At 65.7% G+C, this 16557-nt stretch carries 17 protein-coding genes and 1 pseudogene; 8 read left to right on the forward strand and 10 right to left on the reverse strand.

All coding sequences use genetic code 11. The features are described from left to right. Positions 1-158: 158 nt before the first annotated feature. On the forward strand, positions 159-1457 hold the full coding sequence (gene murA, locus ACE3SN_RS11535; protein WP_374530151.1) for a UDP-N-acetylglucosamine 1-carboxyvinyltransferase: 1299 nt from the start codon (positions 159-161) through the stop codon (positions 1455-1457). Positions 1458-1589: 132 nt separating this feature from the next. Here the strand turns inward: murA and ACE3SN_RS11540 are convergent, their stop codons facing one another. The 3 genes from ACE3SN_RS11540 to ACE3SN_RS11550 all read right to left on the reverse strand — a co-directional run bounded on the left by ACE3SN_RS11540 (position 1590) and on the right by ACE3SN_RS11550 (position 3513). Continuing rightward, on the reverse strand, positions 1590-1832 hold the full coding sequence (locus ACE3SN_RS11540; RefSeq protein WP_374530153.1) for a ribbon-helix-helix domain-containing protein: 243 nt from the start codon (positions 1830-1832) through the stop codon (positions 1590-1592). A 93-nt stretch (positions 1833-1925) separates the two neighbouring features. Beyond that, positions 1926-2648, reverse strand: a complete 723-nt coding sequence (phbB, locus tag ACE3SN_RS11545; protein ID WP_374530155.1) for an acetoacetyl-CoA reductase — start codon at positions 2646-2648, stop codon at positions 1926-1928. Between the two features lie 106 nt (positions 2649-2754). Next, positions 2755-3513, reverse strand: a complete 759-nt coding sequence (locus ACE3SN_RS11550) for a hypothetical protein (RefSeq protein ID WP_374530157.1) — start codon at positions 3511-3513, stop codon at positions 2755-2757. Between the two features lie 323 nt (positions 3514-3836). Here ACE3SN_RS11550 and ACE3SN_RS11555 point away from each other — a divergent pair, with 323 nt between their 5' ends. The 5 genes from ACE3SN_RS11555 to ACE3SN_RS11575 all read left to right on the forward strand — a co-directional run bounded on the left by ACE3SN_RS11555 (position 3837) and on the right by ACE3SN_RS11575 (position 9773). Continuing rightward, positions 3837-4304 carry a DUF3576 domain-containing protein gene (locus ACE3SN_RS11555; RefSeq protein ID WP_374530159.1) on the forward strand — a complete coding sequence of 156 codons (468 nt, stop codon included), beginning with the start codon at positions 3837-3839 and terminating at the stop codon, positions 4302-4304. 100 nt (positions 4305-4404) lie between these two features. After that, positions 4405-6933: a leucine--tRNA ligase gene (gene leuS, locus ACE3SN_RS11560; protein WP_374530161.1), complete on the forward strand. Its 2529-nt coding sequence runs from the start codon at positions 4405-4407 to the stop codon at positions 6931-6933. Next, entirely contained in the window at positions 6930-7427 is a 498-nt protein-coding gene (gene lptE, locus ACE3SN_RS11565) for an LPS assembly lipoprotein LptE (protein WP_374530163.1), read from the forward strand. The genes leuS and lptE overlap by 4 nt, the downstream gene beginning before the upstream one ends. Next, entirely contained in the window at positions 7424-8455 is a 1032-nt protein-coding gene (gene holA, locus ACE3SN_RS11570) for a DNA polymerase III subunit delta (protein ID WP_374530165.1), read from the forward strand. The genes lptE and holA overlap by 4 nt, the downstream gene beginning before the upstream one ends. A 781-nt stretch (positions 8456-9236) precedes the next feature. Next, the gene (locus tag ACE3SN_RS11575) at positions 9237-9773 is read left to right on the forward strand and encodes a sugar transferase (RefSeq protein WP_374530176.1); all 537 of its coding nucleotides are present in this window, start codon (positions 9237-9239) and stop codon (positions 9771-9773) included. On the opposite strand, the pseudogene ACE3SN_RS11580 reads toward ACE3SN_RS11575, so the two are convergent. The 4 genes and pseudogenes from ACE3SN_RS11580 to gluQRS form a co-directional block, all read right to left on the reverse strand. Then, positions 9731-10474, reverse strand: a pseudogene (locus ACE3SN_RS11580) (3-hydroxyacyl-CoA dehydrogenase family protein); the annotation flags it as partial. The gene ACE3SN_RS11575 and the pseudogene ACE3SN_RS11580 sit on opposite strands and share 43 nt — an antisense overlap. Positions 10475-10566: 92 nt before the next feature. Beyond that, a complete protein-coding gene (locus tag ACE3SN_RS11585; RefSeq protein ID WP_374530167.1) occupies positions 10567-11151 on the reverse strand; it encodes a cob(I)yrinic acid a,c-diamide adenosyltransferase in 585 nt (194 codons plus the stop codon). A 6-nt stretch (positions 11152-11157) separates the two neighbouring features. Beyond that, positions 11158-11388, reverse strand: a complete 231-nt coding sequence (locus ACE3SN_RS11590) for a hypothetical protein (RefSeq protein ID WP_374530169.1) — start codon at positions 11386-11388, stop codon at positions 11158-11160. Continuing rightward, positions 11385-12230, reverse strand: coding sequence for a tRNA glutamyl-Q(34) synthetase GluQRS (gene gluQRS / locus ACE3SN_RS11595; RefSeq protein WP_374530178.1), 846 nt, complete (start codon positions 12228-12230; stop codon positions 11385-11387). The genes ACE3SN_RS11590 and gluQRS overlap by 4 nt, the downstream gene beginning before the upstream one ends. Positions 12231-12350: 120 nt before the next feature. Between gluQRS and ACE3SN_RS11600 the strand changes: the two genes are divergently transcribed. Further along, a complete protein-coding gene (locus ACE3SN_RS11600; protein ID WP_374530171.1) occupies positions 12351-12959 on the forward strand; it encodes an HNH endonuclease in 609 nt (202 codons plus the stop codon). Between the two features lie 8 nt (positions 12960-12967). Then, on the forward strand, positions 12968-13615 hold the full coding sequence (locus tag ACE3SN_RS11605; RefSeq protein WP_374530172.1) for an MOSC domain-containing protein: 648 nt from the start codon (positions 12968-12970) through the stop codon (positions 13613-13615). A gap of 4 nt (positions 13616-13619) precedes the next feature. Here the strand turns inward: ACE3SN_RS11605 and ACE3SN_RS11610 are convergent, their stop codons facing one another. From ACE3SN_RS11610 to lptB, 3 genes are read right to left on the reverse strand one after another with little or no spacing between them, the layout of a single operon-like run. Then, complete coding sequence (locus tag ACE3SN_RS11610) at positions 13620-14249, reverse strand: hypothetical protein (protein WP_374530173.1); 630 nt, start codon at positions 14247-14249, stop codon at positions 13620-13622. A 23-nt stretch (positions 14250-14272) separates the two neighbouring features. Continuing rightward, positions 14273-15757, reverse strand: a complete 1485-nt coding sequence (rpoN, locus tag ACE3SN_RS11615) for an RNA polymerase factor sigma-54 (protein WP_374530174.1) — start codon at positions 15755-15757, stop codon at positions 14273-14275. 12 nt (positions 15758-15769) lie between these two features. Then, the gene (gene lptB / locus ACE3SN_RS11620; RefSeq protein WP_374530180.1) at positions 15770-16498 is read right to left on the reverse strand and encodes an LPS export ABC transporter ATP-binding protein; all 729 of its coding nucleotides are present in this window, start codon (positions 16496-16498) and stop codon (positions 15770-15772) included. Positions 16499-16557: the final 59 nt, after the last annotated feature.

A 16557-nucleotide genomic window follows, 5' to 3' on the forward strand; every position in this document is an offset into this window, starting at 1 on the left:
AAGTGCTTGTCATTGCTGTTGTTCTAACCAGTCCCTGTTGCAGTGCTGTTAAAGCCGGTTCGATGCTGCGATGCAACAGTGCACAACAGATCCCCGCAACATGTGCATAGCGATGCACGGCGCTTGCTGCTTGTAAGAATCCGGCTAAATCGCAGTACATGGACAAGATCATTATCGAGGGCGGGAAGCGCCTTTCCGGCACCATCCCCATCTCTGGCGCAAAGAATGCCGCGCTCACGCTGTTGCCCTGCGCGCTGCTGACCGACGAGCCGCTGACGCTGCGCAACCTGCCGCGCTTGGCGGACATCGACGGATTCCAGCACTTGCTCAACCAGTTCGGCGTTTCGACTACCATCGCGGGCAGCCGTCCGGAGGATTTCGGCCGGGTGATGACGCTGGCCGCCACCCGCATGACCTCCACCGTCGCGCCCTATGAACTGGTGCGCAAGATGCGCGCCTCGATCCTGGTGCTCGGTCCGATGCTGGCGCGCATGGGCGAGGCGACGGTGTCGCTGCCCGGCGGCTGCGCCATCGGCAACCGCCCGATCGACCTGCACCTCAAGGCGCTCGAAGCCTTTGGCGCGACCATCGAACTGGCCGCCGGTTACGTAAAGGCGATCGCGCCCGATGGCGGCCTGCCCGGCGGGCGCTATTCCTTCCCGGTGGTCTCGGTCGGCGCGACCGAGAACGCGCTGATGGCCGCCGTGCTATGCAAGGGCAAGTCGGTGCTGCACAATGCCGCGCGCGAACCGGAAATCGTCGACCTGTGCAATCTGCTGGTCGCAATGGGCGCGCAGATCGAAGGGATCGGCAGCTCCGACCTCACCATCCACGGGGTCGAGCGTCTGCACGGCGCGACCTACCGCGTGATGTCCGACCGGATCGAGGCCGGCTCTTATGCCTGTGCCGCTGCGATCACCGGGGGCGAGGTGTTCCTGAAGCACGCCGTGATCGAGGAAATGGACGCCACCGTCCAGGCGCTGCGCGATGCGGGCGTCCATGTCGAACCGCGCAAGGACGAGAACGGCGGCGCCGGGATCTATTTCGCCGCCGATGGCCCGCTGCGCCCGGTCAACGTCTCGACCGCGCCCTACCCCGGCTTTGCCACTGATATGCAGGCCCAGCTGATGGCCATGCTGTGCCTCGCCAAGGGCACCAGCGTGCTGACCGAGACGATCTTCGAAAACCGCTATATGCACGTGCCCGAACTCAACCGCATGGGCGCACATATCGAAACCTCGGGCCGCACCGCGATCGTCCACGGGGTTGAAAAGCTCCACGGCGCCGAAGTGATGGCCACCGACCTGCGCGCCTCGATGAGCCTGGTGATCGCCGGCCTTGCCGCCGAAGGCCAGACCCAGGTCCACCGCCTCTACCACCTCGACCGTGGGTATGAACGGCTGGAAGAAAAGCTGGCCCTGGTCGGCGCGCAGATCGAGCGCGTCGGCGGGGATTGAGGCGGGCTTAAGCCGCCCATCCCCAACCCCTGCCGCAAGCGGGGAGTCGCAGACGCGCGAAGCGCCAGCGGAGCGAGACTTGTCGCGGCGCAGGCTCGGCTAGTCGCAGCGGGGTGGGAAGGTGCGGAGCGCTTACCCCAGCCGCCCGGCCAGCCAGCCCACCAGCCACAACCGGATCGCCCCCGCCAGCCCCGGCGGGGTGGGCGACTTGATCCGCTCGGCATCGATCTGCGCGACCAGCGCGTTGATCGGCAGCCCTTCCAGCGCGGCGGCCTGTTTCAGCAGTTCCCAGTAGAGCGGCTCGAGGCTGATCGAGGTCTTGTGGCCAGCGATCTCGACCGAGCGTTTGACCGGGGGGTGATAGGGCGTGGTCATGGCGGGATTGTAGCGCCGCAAACCGGCGGCGGCAAAGCCGCATCCGAGACGTCAGACGGGGGCAGCAAACCGCGGGCAGCCGCCCCCTGCCCATCAATACATATGCTGGCCGCCGTTGATGCTCATGGTCGAGCCGGTCATGAACCCGCCGTTCTCGCTGGTGAGGAACGCCACGCCGCGGGCGATTTCCTCGGCGTGGCCGAGGCGGCCGACCGGGATCTTGGCGACGATCTTTTCCAGCACCGGGGCGGGCACGGCGGCGACCATGTCGGTGTCGATATAGCCCGGCGCGATGGCGTTGACGGTAACGCCATATTTCGCGCCTTCCTGGGCCAGCGCCTTGGTGAAGCCGTGGATGCCGCTCTTGGCGGCGGCATAGTTGACCTGGCCGTATTGCCCCGCCTGCCCGTTGATCGAGCCGATGTTGACGATCCGGCCCCAGCCCCGCTCGCGCATGCCGGGGAAGGTGGCTTTGGCCATGTTGAAGCACCCGCCAAGGTTGATGCGCATCACCTCGTTCCAGTCCTCGAAGGTCATCTTGTGGAGCACGCCGTCGCGGGTCACGCCCGCATTGTTGACCACGATGTCGATGGGTCCGAATTCCTCGGCCACGGAAGCGCAGCCATCAAGGCAGGCCTGGTGATCGCCCACGTCCCACTTGCGCGCGGGGATGCCGGTGGCCTGCGAAAAGGCGCGGGCCTTTTCCTCATTCCCGGCATAGTTCGCGATCACCACGTGCCCCTGCTTTTGCAGACGCAGGCTGATCGCCTCGCCAATGCCTCTGGTACCACCGGTAACGATCGCCACGCGTGCCATGCAATGCCCCTTCCAATCGGATCAATTCCGTAGCGGCATGCTACGCAGACCCTGGCCGCGCGGCAAGGTGCCTACATACGTAGAAATTTTAATATGTGGGAGTTCGTCAGAACCGGAACTGGGTGCCGAGATAGACGGACTGGCTGTCCTGTCGGCCATCGGTGAGCGGCACCAGCCGGTCACGATCAGAGGTATAGCGCACGCCCGCCGTGACATTGAGGTTGCCGGTCACGCGGTAGGAGCCGCCGACGTCGACGGTCTGATCGCTTTGCTCGAAGGTGCGGGGCGAACGACCGGACTTTTCACGCTCGTCCAGCGCGATGCGCGGGGCAAAGCGCGAGGGATCTCCTGCCGCCGCCGTGCCGGACTTGGGCTGGAAGGAGGCCAGATCGGGCATTTCGATCCGCCGGATCGTTGGCGCCGGGACCTTGCTGTTCTGGGCAAAGCCGCGATAGCCGCGCGTGGTGCCGAGGCTATAGGCGGTCGGCGCGATCCGCAGCGGCGAGGTTACGCTGGCAAGGGTCGCCACATTACCGCTGCGCGAGCGGGTGCTATTCGCGTCGAGTCGCACCGCCACGGTCAGCGAGCGATCCATCCGGGTGCCCGATGCCGCTGGCGTAAAGCGGAAGGTACGCCCCTTCGACAGCGCCCGAACGGTAACAGAGCGAGCCAGGCGCGGATCGACATTGGTCGGCATGAACCCGGATCCGTGGACCTCGTCCCTGGTCGGTTCGCTCTGGATGTCGAAACTGCTGGAAAAGGCGAGCACGGCACTGGGCAGTGCCAGCAGTCCGACGGCCCCGGCCAGCATCACTGCTGCCGTTCCGGCGCTCCGCTTTTTGGTGGTCTGCTGCGTAGAACGCATGACGTACCGTTGCCCTGATCCGAACCCTGATCCACTGGCGGGGCGAGTCCCCACTCGGTGCCTATACACCAAATCTGGTGACTATGTCCCATTTTTCCAAGGGGCGACTTAAGGCCGTATCGCTGAATTCCGGCTTAACGGTCGGCCCGGCGCGCCATCATTCAGCCCGGGTTCACCGCTCGGGCGCGCATTAGGCCCTCCAACACGGGCCTTGCCTTCGGGCAAAGCGGGCTTGCCGCCTTCGCCGCCTCGGTTATAGAGGCAGCGACGGGCGCAATGCCCGCACGGCATATCGCCCGACAAGACAGGATCTGGACGCACACATGATTGGCAGCACTTCCACCGGCCTTCCGACCATCCGCTTTATCGTCCGGGCCGGACTTGTCGGTTTCGCCGCACTGGCGCTTACTGCCTGTGGACACAAGGAACGCCCCAAGGCCGATCTTGCCGCCTCGAAGATCACCACCATCGGCGTGAACAGCTATCTGTGGCGCGCCAGCCTCGAAGCGCTAAGCTTCATGCCGCTGCTCCAGACCGACAGCAACGGCGGCGTGATCGTGACCGACTGGTACGCCAATCCCAACAACCCGAACGAGCGCATGAAGGTGACCGTGACGATCCTCGACCAGGATCTGCGCGCCGACGCGCTGCGCGTCGCCGCCAGCCGCCAGGTGATGCAGGCAGGGGTGTGGGTCGATGCCCCGGTCCAGGCCGCGACCGTGCAGAAGCTGGAAGACATCATCCTGACCCGCGCCCGCGATCTGCGCCGCCAGGCTTCGGCCGCCAAGTAACCCTGCACCACGTAGTCCGGCGCCAAGTAATTGCCCTGCCGCCCAGGCTTGGCATAGCTGCCCCCTCGACAAGCCGGATGGACCGGCTAGAGGGGCGAACATGACTACTGAACGCTTTGACCCCGCCAGTGCCGATCCGCGCTGGCAGCACGTCTGGGATGAACGCCAGAGTTTCCGCGCGGACGATACCAGCGCGAAGCCGCGCTCCTACGTGCTCGAGATGTTCCCCTATCCTTCGGGGCGCATCCACATCGGCCACGTGCGCAATTACACGATGGGCGACGTGCTGGCCCGCTACAAGCGGATGAAGGGCTTCGAAGTGCTCCACCCGATGGGCTGGGACGCTTTCGGGATGCCGGCGGAAAACGCGGCGATGGAAAAGGGCGTCCACCCCGGCGGCTGGACCCGCGACAATATCGCCAACATGAAGGCGCAGCTCAAACGCCTTGGCTTCGCGCTCGACTGGAGCCGCGAACTCGCCACTTGCGAACCCGAATACTACGGCCACGAACAGGCGCTGTTCCTCGATCTTTATGCGGCGGGCCTCGTCTATCGCAAGGAAAGCGCCGTCAACTGGGACCCCGTCGACATGACGGTGCTGGCCAACGAACAGGTGATCGACGGGCGCGGCTGGCGCTCGGGTGCGCTGGTGGAAAAGCGCAAGCTCAGCCAGTGGTTCCTCAAGATCACCCAGTTCGCCGACGAACTGCTCGAAGGGCTCGGCAGCCTTGAGAACTGGCCCGAAAAGGTTCGGCTGATGCAGGAAAACTGGATCGGCAAGTCGCAAGGCCTGCGCTGCACCTTCCGCTTCGTCGACAGCACCGACGGGATCGAGGTCTATACCACCCGGCCCGACACCATGTTCGGCGCGAGCTTCGTGGCGATCGCGGCGGATCATCCCTTTGCCCAGGCGATGGCCGCCAACTCGCCCGAGCTGGCCGCCTTCATCGCCGAATGCAAGCAGGGCGGCACCACCGCGGCGGAACTGGAAACGGCGGAAAAGAAGGGCTTCAACACCGGCTATTCGGTTGAGCACCCGCTCAAGAAGGCGTGGCACCTGCCGGTCTACGTCGCCAATTTCGTGCTGATGGACTATGGCACCGGGGCCGTGTTCGGCTGCCCTGCGCACGACCAGCGCGACCTTGATTTTGCGCGCAAGTATGACCTGCCCGTGACCCGCGTGGTCGCTGATGGCGATGAAACCAGCCCGACCTTCTCCGGCAACGAAGCCTATACCGGGCCGGGCCGCATCGTGAATTCCGAGTGGCTTGACGGCATGACCGTGGAGCAGGCCAAGGCCGACATCATCGCCAAGGCCACGCACGAAGGCTGGGGCCAGGGCGAGACCCAGTTCCGCCTGCGCGACTGGGGCGTTTCGCGTCAGCGCTATTGGGGCACCCCGATCCCGTTCATCCACTGCGAGGCCTGCGGCGTGGTGCCGGTGCCCAAGAGCCAGCTGCCCGTGCGCCTGCCCGAGGACGTCAGCTTCGACATTCCCGGCAACCCGCTGCTGCGTCACCCGACCTGGAAGCACGTGGACTGCCCGAAATGCGGCAAGCCGGCAGAGCGCGAGACCGACACGCTCGACACCTTCGTCGATTCGTCGTGGTACTTCCTGCGCTTTGCCAGCCAGCCGGCAGACCGGCCGTTCGATCCCGAAGCGATCAAGCAGTGGCTGCCGGTGGAACAATACATCGGCGGGATCGAACACGCGATCCTGCACTTGCTCTATGCCCGCTTCTGGACGTGCGCACTCGCCCATATCGGCCTGATCGACGTGAAGGAGCCGTTCGCCAGCCTGTTCACGCAAGGGATGGTCACGCACGAGACCTACAGCCGTATCGATCCGGGCAATGGCCAGCCGATCTACTACGCGCCCAGCGATGTCGAGCGCGGCGCTGACAGTGCCACGCTCAAGGCAGACGGCCAGTCGGTCGAGATCGGCCGCGTCATTAAGATGTCGAAGAGCAAGAAGAACGTCGTCGATCCCGACGACATCATCGACCAGTACGGCGCCGACGCGGTGCGCTGGTTCATGCTCTCCGACAGCCCGCCCGAGCGCGACCTGCCGTGGTCGGAAGCCGGCATCGAGGGCTGCGCCCGCTTCGTCCAGCGCCTGTGGCGCTTGTTCGGCCAGTACGATGCCGCCGCGGCCGGCGAGGACAAGCCACTTGACCGCAAGCGCGACCAGACCGTCGCCGCTGTCGCCGAAGATATCGAGGGCCTCGGCTTCAACAAGGCCGTGGCGCGGATCTACGAGCTGACCAGCGCGATCGAAAAGGCCGCACCTTCCGCCAGCCGTTCTGCCGCGATCCGCGCGCTGCTGCTGCTGGTCTCCCCGATGATGCCCCACCTTGCCGAAGAGGCGTGGAGCAGGTTCTCAGATGGTCTTGCCGCAGATGCCGCCTGGCCGCCGGTCGATCCCGCGCTGCTGGTCGAGGACGAAGTGACGATCGCCATCCAGGTGCTGGGCAAGCTGCGCGACACCATCACCGTCGCCAAGGGCCTGCCCAAGGATCAGGTCGAGGCCCTTGCCCTTGCCTCCGACAAGGTGCAGCGTGCGCTCGATGGCAAGCCAGTCAAGAAAGTGATCGTGGTGCCCGACCGTCTGGTGAATCTCGTCGCATGAAGCGTCTTCTGGCCCTGTTCGCCATGCTGATGCTCGCCGCCTGCGGGCTCAAGCCGATGTATGCCGGCGGCGCCTCGGGCACCGTGGCGCAGGGGCTTGCCGGGATCGAGGTTTCGCCGATCGAGGGCAAGGCCGGCTGGCTGGTGCGCAATTCGCTGGTCGACCGGCTGGGCGCCGCTGGGCCCGGCACGGCGCGCTACCGGCTCGACGTGCGGCTCGATGACCGGCTCGAAGGGCTTGGCCTGCTGTCGGACGACACCATCGCGCGCGAACGCCGCACGTTGCGCGCGCGCTATCAGCTGGTCGATCTGACGACCGGTGAGATCGTGCTCGATGCAACGGCGGGGTCGGACGCCGGGATCGACGTGGTCAGTTCCGAATATGCCACCATCGCCGCCGAACAGACCGCGCTTGAAAACCTGTCGCGCGAAGTTTCGGACCGGATCGTGACCCGGATTTCCGTCTTTCTGCGCAGCGGCGCGAAGGGCCAGTGAAAGCCAGCCAGAAGGACTTTCGGGGCCTGGCGGTGCGCGCGGCGCGCGAGGCGCGAATCTTCTATTTCTGCGGCCCGGACGAGGCCGGCGCGAACGATGCGGCGAATCACATCGCCGCGCTGCTGCCCGAGGCGGGCGAGCGGGTGGAGTTGTCCGGTGCCGAACTGCGCAAGGACCCGGTGCGGCTGGGCGACGAGGCGCGCTCCACCTCACTGTTCGGCGATGCGCGGCACATCTGGGTGCGCGCCAGCGGCGATGATGCCCACGACGCGGTCGAGAACCTGCTGTCAGGCGAGGCAGAGGCCTGCCCGGTGCTGATCGTCGCCGCCAATGCCACCGACAAGTCGCGCACGGCCAAACTGCTCGCCAGCCGCCCCGATGCGCTGGTTGCGATGTTCTATCCACCAGACCTGCGCTCGATGGCGGGCACGGTGCGCGACATGGCGGATGCTGCCGGGGTCACGCTGAACGGCGATCTGGCCGAGCGAATCGCCCGGGCAAGCGCGCTCGACAGCCGTCTCGCCTTGTCGGAAGTGACCAAGCTTGCGCTCTATCTCGACGCCAGCCCTCAGGCCCCCCGTCGCGCCGATGCCGAGGCGCTCGATGCGATCGGGGCGAGCACCGAGGACGATGGCTTCATGTCGCTGGTCAACACCGTGCTGGGCGGGGAAACCGGCAAGCTGGCGGGCGAACTGCACCGGATGCGCGAGCTGGGAATGAGCCCGGTCGGGCTGCTGCTGGCGATCGAGCGGCGCGCGGCACAATTGGCCGAGCTTGCCGGCAAGCTCGGCCCGCGCGGCGACATCATGGCGCTGCTCGAGGCGGAATCCGCTGCCCGGCGCGTATTCTGGAAGGACAAGCGCGACCTTGGCGTGCAACTGCGCCGCTGGCGCGGCAAGAAGCTCACCCGGCTGCTCGAGCGGCTGATGGAACTGCACCGCGCCCTGTTGGCCAACAGCCAGAATGCCGAGCTTCTGCTCGCCCAGGGCCTGGCCGAGATCACGCGGGCGGCGGCGCCGCGTGCGTGAAACAAGTCCAATTACATAATTTTTCGTAATTGGCCGTTGACCGCATGTTGTTTGCGATAGTTAAATAGGAAGCGACCTCAGACTCAGCACATGCTCGGGGCAACAAGGGACTTCACTTCATGAAGTGCAGTAAAGCTGCGTATGGCGGGCTATGCTGATGGCGCAGGGCTCCAAGCAGGCGCAAGCCCTCGCGGCAGGTCTTGAACTGCCGCAGATGCGTTCACTCGAACGGCGTCGCCTGCAATGCTACCTGGCTTTCATGATTGGCGATATCGTCGCGGTTTTCGCGGGGTTCGGCGCGGTCGGCTATCTCTATCGCGGGATCGCCGGCCTGGGACAGGCGGTGGTACTCGCACAGCTGCTTTTGCCAGTCTTCCTGACCATCGCGCTCTATAACGGTGCCTATTCGATCGACGCCTTGCACAATCAGCGCCGGGGCATTCTGCAAGCTGTCACTGCCGTATTACTGTCATCGGCCGCAGTGGTCTTCATTGCCTTCTATACCAAGTCCAGTTCGGACTTTTCGCGCATCATCTTTACCATAGGCATGTTGGCATCACTGCTTGGGGTAACTTGGATGCGCCTGCAAATGCGGGCCTTCGTCGCCTGGCGCTGCGGCGCGCAGGTGGTTAACGAGCTGCTGATCGACGACGGCGGTCCCGCGATCGACCTGCCCAATGTCCAGCGCATTTCGGCAAGCGAACTGAAACTCGTTCCGGCCCTCGACGATCCGCACGCCCTGCACCGGATCGGCCTGGTTCTCGAGTCTGCCGACAGGGTGATGGTTTCCTGTCCGCCTGAGCGCCGCTGGGCCTGGGCAACGATCCTCAAGGGCGCGAATATCTCTGGCGAAGTCATTGACGCCGCGGTTGCCGAACTGGGCGCGCATGGGGCCCGGATTGCCGCGCAGCAAGGCTGGCTGCGGGTCTCCCTTGGCCCGCTGGAACTGCGCTCGCGGGTCATCAAGCGGTTGTTCGACATTACCGGCGCGGGGGTTGGCCTGATCCTGCTATCCCCGCTGCTGATCGCCGTGGCCGTGGCGATTCTGCTGGAAGACGGCAGCCCGGTGCTGTTCGTTCAGCGCCGGGTCGGACGCGGTAACCGCTTCTTCAATATGTATAAATTCCGCTCAATGCGCTCTGACCGCAGCGATGCGGCCGGTGCGCGCTCGACCGGACGCGAGGATGACCGAATCACCCGCGTCGGCCGGTTCATCCGCCGCACTTCGATCGACGAGCTGCCTCAGCTGTTCAACGTGTTGCTCGGCGAAATGTCGAGCGGCGCGGGGCGATACTTGCTGTCGCCGGTGGTGTTGTAGAGCACCTTGACGATATCGAGGCAGGTATCGAGGCCCACAAAGTCGGCCAGTTCCAGCGGGCCCATCGGGTGATTGAGGCCCAGGCGGCAACCCTTATCGATATCGACGATGCTGGCGGTGCCCTGTCCCAGCACGAACACCGCTTCGTTGATCATCGGCAGCAGGATGCGGTTGACGACGAAGCCGGGCTCGTCTTCCGCCTGAACGATCTGCTTGCCGAGCGTTTCGGCAAAGGCGCGGGTGCGCGCAACCGGATCGGCGCTCGTGGCAAGGCCAGGGATGACTTCGATCAGGCCCATCACCGGGACCGGATTGAAGAAGTGCAGGCCGATGAACCGCGCCGGGTCGGGCGACGAGGTCGCCATGCGGGTAATCGGGATCGAACTGGTGTTCGAAGCCATGATCGCATCGCTGCGCAGCACCTTGCCGGCGGCTTCGAAGATCGTGCGCTTGACGGCTTCCTTTTCGGTCGCGGCCTCGATGATCATGTCGGCATCGCCCATGGCTTCATAGCCGCTTACCGGCGTGATCCGCGCGAGCGCCGCGGTTGCTTCGTCGGGGGTCAGCTTTTCCCGGCTGACAAGGCGGGCCAGCCCCTTGTCGATCCCGGCCTTGGCCTTTTCGGCAACCGCGATGTCGATGTCGGACAGTAGCACCTTGATCCCGCACTGGGCGACCTGCTGGGCAATGCCCGAACCCATCTACCCTGCACCGATAACCGCGACTGTCCGCATTTCCCATCCCTTCGCACTTGCAGCAAGAGCGGCTGGTTAGCGGCGAAATGGGGGCTTGGCTAGCGGTTTTGCCCCGGCACCCAGAGCACGTCGCCCGCGCCCGCCGCATTGATGCTGCGGGCCAGCACGAACAGATAGTCCGACAGGCGGTTGATATAGGCGAGCGCAGCCGGGTTCGTGGGCTCCGCCTCGGCCATGGCGGTCATCGCGCGTTCGGCGCGGCGCACGGCGGCGCGGGCGACGTGGACGCGCGCCGCTGCCTCGCTGCCGCCTGGCAGGATGAAGCTGGTGAGCGGGGGCAGGTGTTCATTGAGCGAATCGATCGTTTGCTCGATCCATTCGGCCTGTCCCGGCACGATCCGCAGCACCATTTCGGACGGCGCGAAATCCGTGCCCCCAAGCGCACCCAGCGGCGTCGCAAGGTCTGCACCAAGGTCGAACAGGTCGTTCTGGATACGCACCAGCGCGCCGGCATGATCGCTATCGCCAAGTGCGACCACGGCCAGCCCGATCGCGCTGTTGGCTTCGTCCACCGCGCCGATCGCTTCCATGCGCGCGGCGTGTTTGGGGCGGCGCGAACCATCGACCAGCCCGGTGGTGCCGTCGTCACCCGTCCGGGTGTAGATTTTGTTGAGCTTGACCAAGATCGATCAGCGTTTCGAGAACAGGACCAGCGCGACCAGCAGGATCGCCGCACCCTGATAGAGGATGCGCTGGAACATCAGCTTGTTCTGCTTGAGCTGCATCTCGCTCGGCCCGCTGCTGTTCGGGCTTTCCAGATCGGTGCGCGTGCTTTTGAGGAACGTGGCGATGCCGCGGACCAGGCTGACGACGACCATGCCCATAAGCACGACGAGAACGAGGATCAGAAACGGGTTCATGGAATTCCTATTACGCCGCCACCAAGAGAAATGCCAGCCGGTAAGCGCCCCGCCCGCAGCCGGTCCGCCAGCGCATGCCCGTCCTCGCCTGCCCGGCGCAGATCGGCCAGCGCGGGCGAGCCGCGCCGCTTGGCGAGCTTGCGCCCGTCGGACTCCACCAGCAGCGGGTGATGATGCCAGACCGGCACCGGCAAGCCGAGCAGCGTCTGCAGCAGGCGGTGAACATGGCTGGCGGCGAACAGGTCCAGCCCCCGCGTCACCAGCGTGATCCCGTCCGCCGCGTCATCCAGCGTCGCGGCGAGGTGATAGCTGGCCGGGGCTTCCTTGCGCAGCAGCACGACGTCGCCGAACAACTCGGGCCTTGCGCGCTGCACGCCGGCGACCTCGTCGGTCCATTCGAGCGGCCCCGCCAGCTGGGCTGCGCGCGCCATGTCGAGCCGCCACGCCGCATTGGCTGGATCGACGCTGCGCCCCCGGCAAGTCCCCGGATAGACCAGTCCGTCAGGCCCGGTTTCGGTTGCGGCAGCAGCGATATCGGCACGGGTGCAGGTGCAGGGATAGAGCAGTCCCATGGCCTTAAGCCGCTCTCCCGCCGCGCCGTAGCTGGCGAGACGGCCGGACTGGAACACCACATCGCCGTCCCAGCCAAGGCCCAGCCAGCGAAGGTCGGCCAGGATCTCGTCCACCAGTTCCGCCCGGCTGCGCGTGCCGTCGATATCCTCGATCCGGAGCAGGAATTCGCCATCCCGCGCCCGCGCCAGATCGTGCGCCACCACCGCAGCATAGGCGTGGCCAAGGTGCAGCAGGCCATTGGGGCTGGGGGCGAAGCGGGTGCGGATCATGCGCCGCGCTTGTCCTGTGGATTGCGCGCGCGCGCAAGGGTTGACGTAGGCCGCCGAGGGATGTTCATTGCGGGTCATGGACAGTCGCAAAACCGTAATGCCAGTCGGTTACCGGAGGCCATGCTCAAGAGCGAGCTGATCGAGCGCGCGGCCCGGTTCCGCAGCGCGGAGGAGGATCCCTCCCGGCACCTGTCCGATTGCCCTGCCCTTGTGCTCAATGCCGATTACACCCCGCTGTCCTATTACCCGCTCAGCCTGTGGCCCTGGCAGACGGCGATCAAGGCGGTGTTCCTCGAGCGGGTCGATATCGTCGCCAGCTACACGCGCGAAGTGCATTCGCCGACCTGGACGATGCAGATCCCCTCGGTCATCGCGCTGCGCCAATATGTGAAGTCCAGCGAATTTCCGGCCTTCACGCGCTTCAACCTGTTCCTGCGCGACCGGTTCACCTGCCAGTACTGTGGCAGCCCGCACCAGCTGACCTTCGATCACGTCGTGCCCCGGCGGCTGGGCGGCATGACCAGCTGGGAAAACGTCGCCACGGCCTGTTCGCCGTGCAACCTCAAGAAAGGCGGGCGTACGCCAAAGCAGGCCGCGATGCCGCTGCTGGTCGCGCCGATCCGGCCGACCAACTGGCAGCTGCAGGAACGCGGCCGCGCCTTCCCGCCCAATTACCTGCATGAAACCTGGCGAGACTGGCTCTATTGGGACATCGAACTCGAAGCCTGAGGTGCCCCGTGAAAGCCAAAGTTCGTGCCGTCAATCTTGGCAAGGTCGTCCCGTTTCGCGATGGCGAGGGCAGCGCGATCGGCAAGGCGCCGACCCGCGACGCCGTAACGATCGGCTGGACCGGGATCGCGGGCGACGAGCAGGCCGACCTTGTCCATCACGGCGGGCGCGACAAGGCAATCCACCACTACCCGCGCGATCACTATCCGCACTGGCTGGGCGTGCTGGGCGACCACCCGCTGCTGGGCGGCGACGGTGCGTTCGGTGAGAATATCTCGACTGTCGGGATGACCGAAACGGGCGTTTGCCTGGGCAATCGCTACCGCCTCGGCACCGCGCTGATCGAAGTGAGCCAGGGCCGCCAGCCGTGCTGGAAGCTCGATCACCGCTTCGGCCACAAGGGCGTTCTGGCAGAAGTGGTGCGAACCGCCCGCTGCGGCTGGTATTACCGCGTGATCGAATTGGGCGAAGTCACTGTCGGCGACCGCATCGAACTGGTCAGCCGCCCTCTGCCGGAATGGAGCGTCGCGCGCTGCTTTGCCCTGCTGGTTGGCGGCGCACACAAGGACGATCCGGCGGCGGTGCGCGCCCTGGCGAGTGAGCCACTGCTGGCAGAACCGTGGCGGCAGCGGGCCAAGGCCCTCGCCGGCGGCTGACCCCTCAGGCCAGCACGGTCAAGGCCGCAAGGTGCAGCAGCGCCGCGGCCAGTGCCAGGACCAGCGCCACGGTCACCCGCGGCCCGGCATAGACCGATACCTGCCGCTGGGTCGGAAAGCTGAAGGTCACCGGAATCCCCAGCAGCTTGTAGGGGTGCACCTCTGCAAACAGCGGGTCAGCGGCCATGCGGATCATGTCGCGGCGGCTGCGATAACGCATCAACCCGAAGATCGACCAGCCGGGATCGGCCTCGACATTCCAGGCATCGACATAGGGGCCGACCTTGCGCCCGACCATGCCGGGATGTCCGCCGCGCCCCAGCAGGCGGCGCACGAACGGATCGGAATAGCGGCGCATCATCGTCTCCCCCGGCACCTGCGCGCCGGTATCGGGATCGGCCACCATGCCGGGTGCGATCTTGACCAGGTTGAGCATCACGAATTCGCGGCCATCATCGGCTTCAAGGAATGCGCGCAGCACCGCTGGATCGTTGTTGCCGCCGAACTTGCCCTGGACGGCCTCGAAAAAGGCATCGATCTCGGCCTTGGTCAGCGGGCCGCGCCAGTTATCGTACCAGAGCCTGAACAGCACATAGAGCGCCAGCGCGCCGCCCCAGATCATCCAACCTTCCATGCTCTGCCCCTCCTGCTTTAGTTCTAGCGCACTCCCGCCAGCGCCTTTTGCCGGCGCCGTTGCACCGACGAGCCAAGCCCGATTGCCTCACGGTATTTCGCCACGGTGCGGCGGGCGAGGTCATAGCCCCTGGCTTTCAGCAAATCGACCAGCGCATCGTCGGACAGGATCGCCTTGGGATCCTCGGCATCGATCAACTGCTTGATCGCCGCCTTGACCGCTTCGGCCGATGCTCCCCCCTCGCCATCGACCGCGCCGACGCCCGAGGTGAAGAAGTACTTCAGTTCGAAGGTACCGCGCTCGCAGCTCAGGTACTTGTTCGAGGTGACGCGGCTGACGGTCGATTCGTGCATCGAAATCGCCTCGGCCACGGCGCGCAGGGTCAGCGGCTTCAATTGCGAAACGCCGTGGCGGAAGAAGCCGTCCTGCTGCTTCACCAGTTCGGCGGCAACCTTCAGGATTGTCTTCTGCCGCTGGTCGAGCGCTTTGACCAGCCAGTTGGCATCGGCCAGCTTGTCCGACAGCCAGCCCCGCGCGGCCTTGTCGTCGCAGGCGCCGCGCATCTCGACATAGTAACTGCGGTTGACGATCAGGCGCGGCAGGGTCGCCTCGTTGAGTCGGATGTCCCAGCCGCCATCGGCGCGCGGCGTGACCAGGATGTCGGGCGTGACCGGATCGCCGCCGCCGCCGCCAAAGCGCAGGCCGGGCTTGGGATCATAGCCGCGCAGTTCGGCCAGCATGTCGGCGAAATCCTCGTCGTCGACGCCGCACATCCGCTTCAATCGGGCAAGTTCGCCCTTGGCCAGCAGATCGAGGTTATCGAGCAGGCGGGCCATGCACGGATCGTAGCGGTCCGCTTCCTTGGCCTGGAGCGTCAGACATTCCGAGAGGCTGCGCGCGCCGACCCCGGTGGGGTCGAGCGACTGGACCAGGTCCAGCCCGGCCTCCGCCTCGGCCAGCGAAATGCCGAGATCCGCAGCCACTTCACGCAAGGTCACGGGCAGGTAACCGGCATCGTCGAGCAGGCCGACGATGTGGCGCGCAACAAACGCCTCGCGCGGGTCCTTCGAGGCCGGGCCAAGCTGGGCGTCGAGGTGGTCGGCCAGCGATTTCTCGCCCTCGCCGCGCTCATCGATGCCGGGGCCGTCCTCGCCGCCCGCGCTGCGCAGGTCTGCGCTCCAGTCCCCGGTGTCGCGGTCCCGGTCGAGCGCGGTGACATCGATATCGAGCGGCCGGTCGTCCTCGGCCCGGCCTTCCGCGATCAGCTGATCGGCAGGCGAGGTTTCAAGCGTGGTGCGGCGCAGGTCGGCCTCGTCACCGCCGATCGCCTCGACCTGCGGCGGCGCGGTGTCGCCAATTTCGAGCAGCGGATTGCTTTCCAGCGCATCGCCAATGAAGGCCTCGATCTCGAGGTTGGACAGCGTCAGCAGCTTGATCGCCTGCTGCAGCTGCGGCGTCATCACCAGTGACTGGCTTTGCCTTAGATCGAGGCGGGGGCCGAGCGCCATCCCAGCTACGCGTTAAAGCGTGAAGCCTTCGCCCAGGTACAGGCGGCGCACGTTCTCATCCGCGACCAGCGCCTCGGGGCTGCCTGCGAACAGCACCTGGCCGCCATAGATGATGCAGGCCCGATCGACGATGTCGAGCGTTTCGCGCACGTTGTGATCGGTGATCAGCACCCCGATCCCGCGCTGCTTGAGGTCGATAACGAGGTGGCGGATGTCGGCGATCGAGAGCGGGTCGATCCCGGCGAACGGCTCGTCCAGCAGCATGATCGAAGGCTTGGCCGCCAGCGCACGGGCAATTTCGCAGCGGCGACGTTCACCGCCCGACAGCGCCATCGCCCCGCTGGTGCGTAAGCGCGTCAGCCCGAATTCGTCGAGCAGGCGTTCCAGTTCGGCCGCGCGCACTTCGGGATCGGGTTCGGCCAGTTCGAGCACGCAGTTGATGTTCTGTTCAACCGTCATCGCGCGGAAGATCGAGGTTTCCTGCGGCAGATAGCCCAGCCCCAGGATCGCGCGGCGGTACATCGGCAGGTTGGTGACATCGATCCCGTCCATCAGGATGCGGCCGCTGTCCGGCCGGACCAGACCCATGATCGAATAGAAGCAGGTGGTCTTGCCCGCGCCGTTGGGCCCCAGCAGGCCCAGCACTTCGCCCTTGCCCACCGACAGCGAAATGTCGGTCAGCACCGCGCGCTTGTCATAGCTCTTGGCGATCGAGATCACTTCGAGCCCGCCCTGCGGGATGGGCGGCGAGGCATCGGCCTGCGGGGCGCTGGCCTGATCCGTGCTGGTTTGCGTGACGG

Source organism: Novosphingobium sp. (assembly GCF_041915465.1).
GTDB lineage: Bacteria > Pseudomonadota > Alphaproteobacteria > Sphingomonadales > Sphingomonadaceae > Novosphingobium.

Coding starts and splice junctions, on each gene's coding strand:
- leuS (WP_374530161.1), top strand. CDS start 4,405: ATGACTACTGAACGCTTTGACCCCGCCAGTGCCGATCCGCGCTGGCAG.
- ACE3SN_RS11550 (WP_374530157.1), bottom strand. CDS start 3,513: ATGCGTTCTACGCAGCAGACCACCAAAAAGCGGAGCGCCGGAACGGCA.
- ACE3SN_RS11610 (WP_374530173.1), bottom strand. CDS start 14,249: ATGGAAGGTTGGATGATCTGGGGCGGCGCGCTGGCGCTCTATGTGCTG.
- murA (WP_374530151.1), top strand. CDS start 159: ATGGACAAGATCATTATCGAGGGCGGGAAGCGCCTTTCCGGCACCATC.
- rpoN (WP_374530174.1), bottom strand. CDS start 15,757: ATGGCGCTCGGCCCCCGCCTCGATCTAAGGCAAAGCCAGTCACTGGTG.
- gluQRS (WP_374530178.1), bottom strand. CDS start 12,230: ATGATCCGCACCCGCTTCGCCCCCAGCCCCAATGGCCTGCTGCACCTT.
- phbB (WP_374530155.1), bottom strand. CDS start 2,648: ATGGCACGCGTGGCGATCGTTACCGGTGGTACCAGAGGCATTGGCGAG.
- lptE (WP_374530163.1), top strand. CDS start 6,930: ATGAAGCGTCTTCTGGCCCTGTTCGCCATGCTGATGCTCGCCGCCTGC.
- ACE3SN_RS11555 (WP_374530159.1), top strand. CDS start 3,837: ATGATTGGCAGCACTTCCACCGGCCTTCCGACCATCCGCTTTATCGTC.
- ACE3SN_RS11575 (WP_374530176.1), top strand. CDS start 9,237: ATGGTTTCCTGTCCGCCTGAGCGCCGCTGGGCCTGGGCAACGATCCTC.
- ACE3SN_RS11540 (WP_374530153.1), bottom strand. CDS start 1,832: ATGACCACGCCCTATCACCCCCCGGTCAAACGCTCGGTCGAGATCGCT.
- ACE3SN_RS11590 (WP_374530169.1), bottom strand. CDS start 11,388: ATGAACCCGTTTCTGATCCTCGTTCTCGTCGTGCTTATGGGCATGGTC.
- ACE3SN_RS11600 (WP_374530171.1), top strand. CDS start 12,351: ATGCTCAAGAGCGAGCTGATCGAGCGCGCGGCCCGGTTCCGCAGCGCG.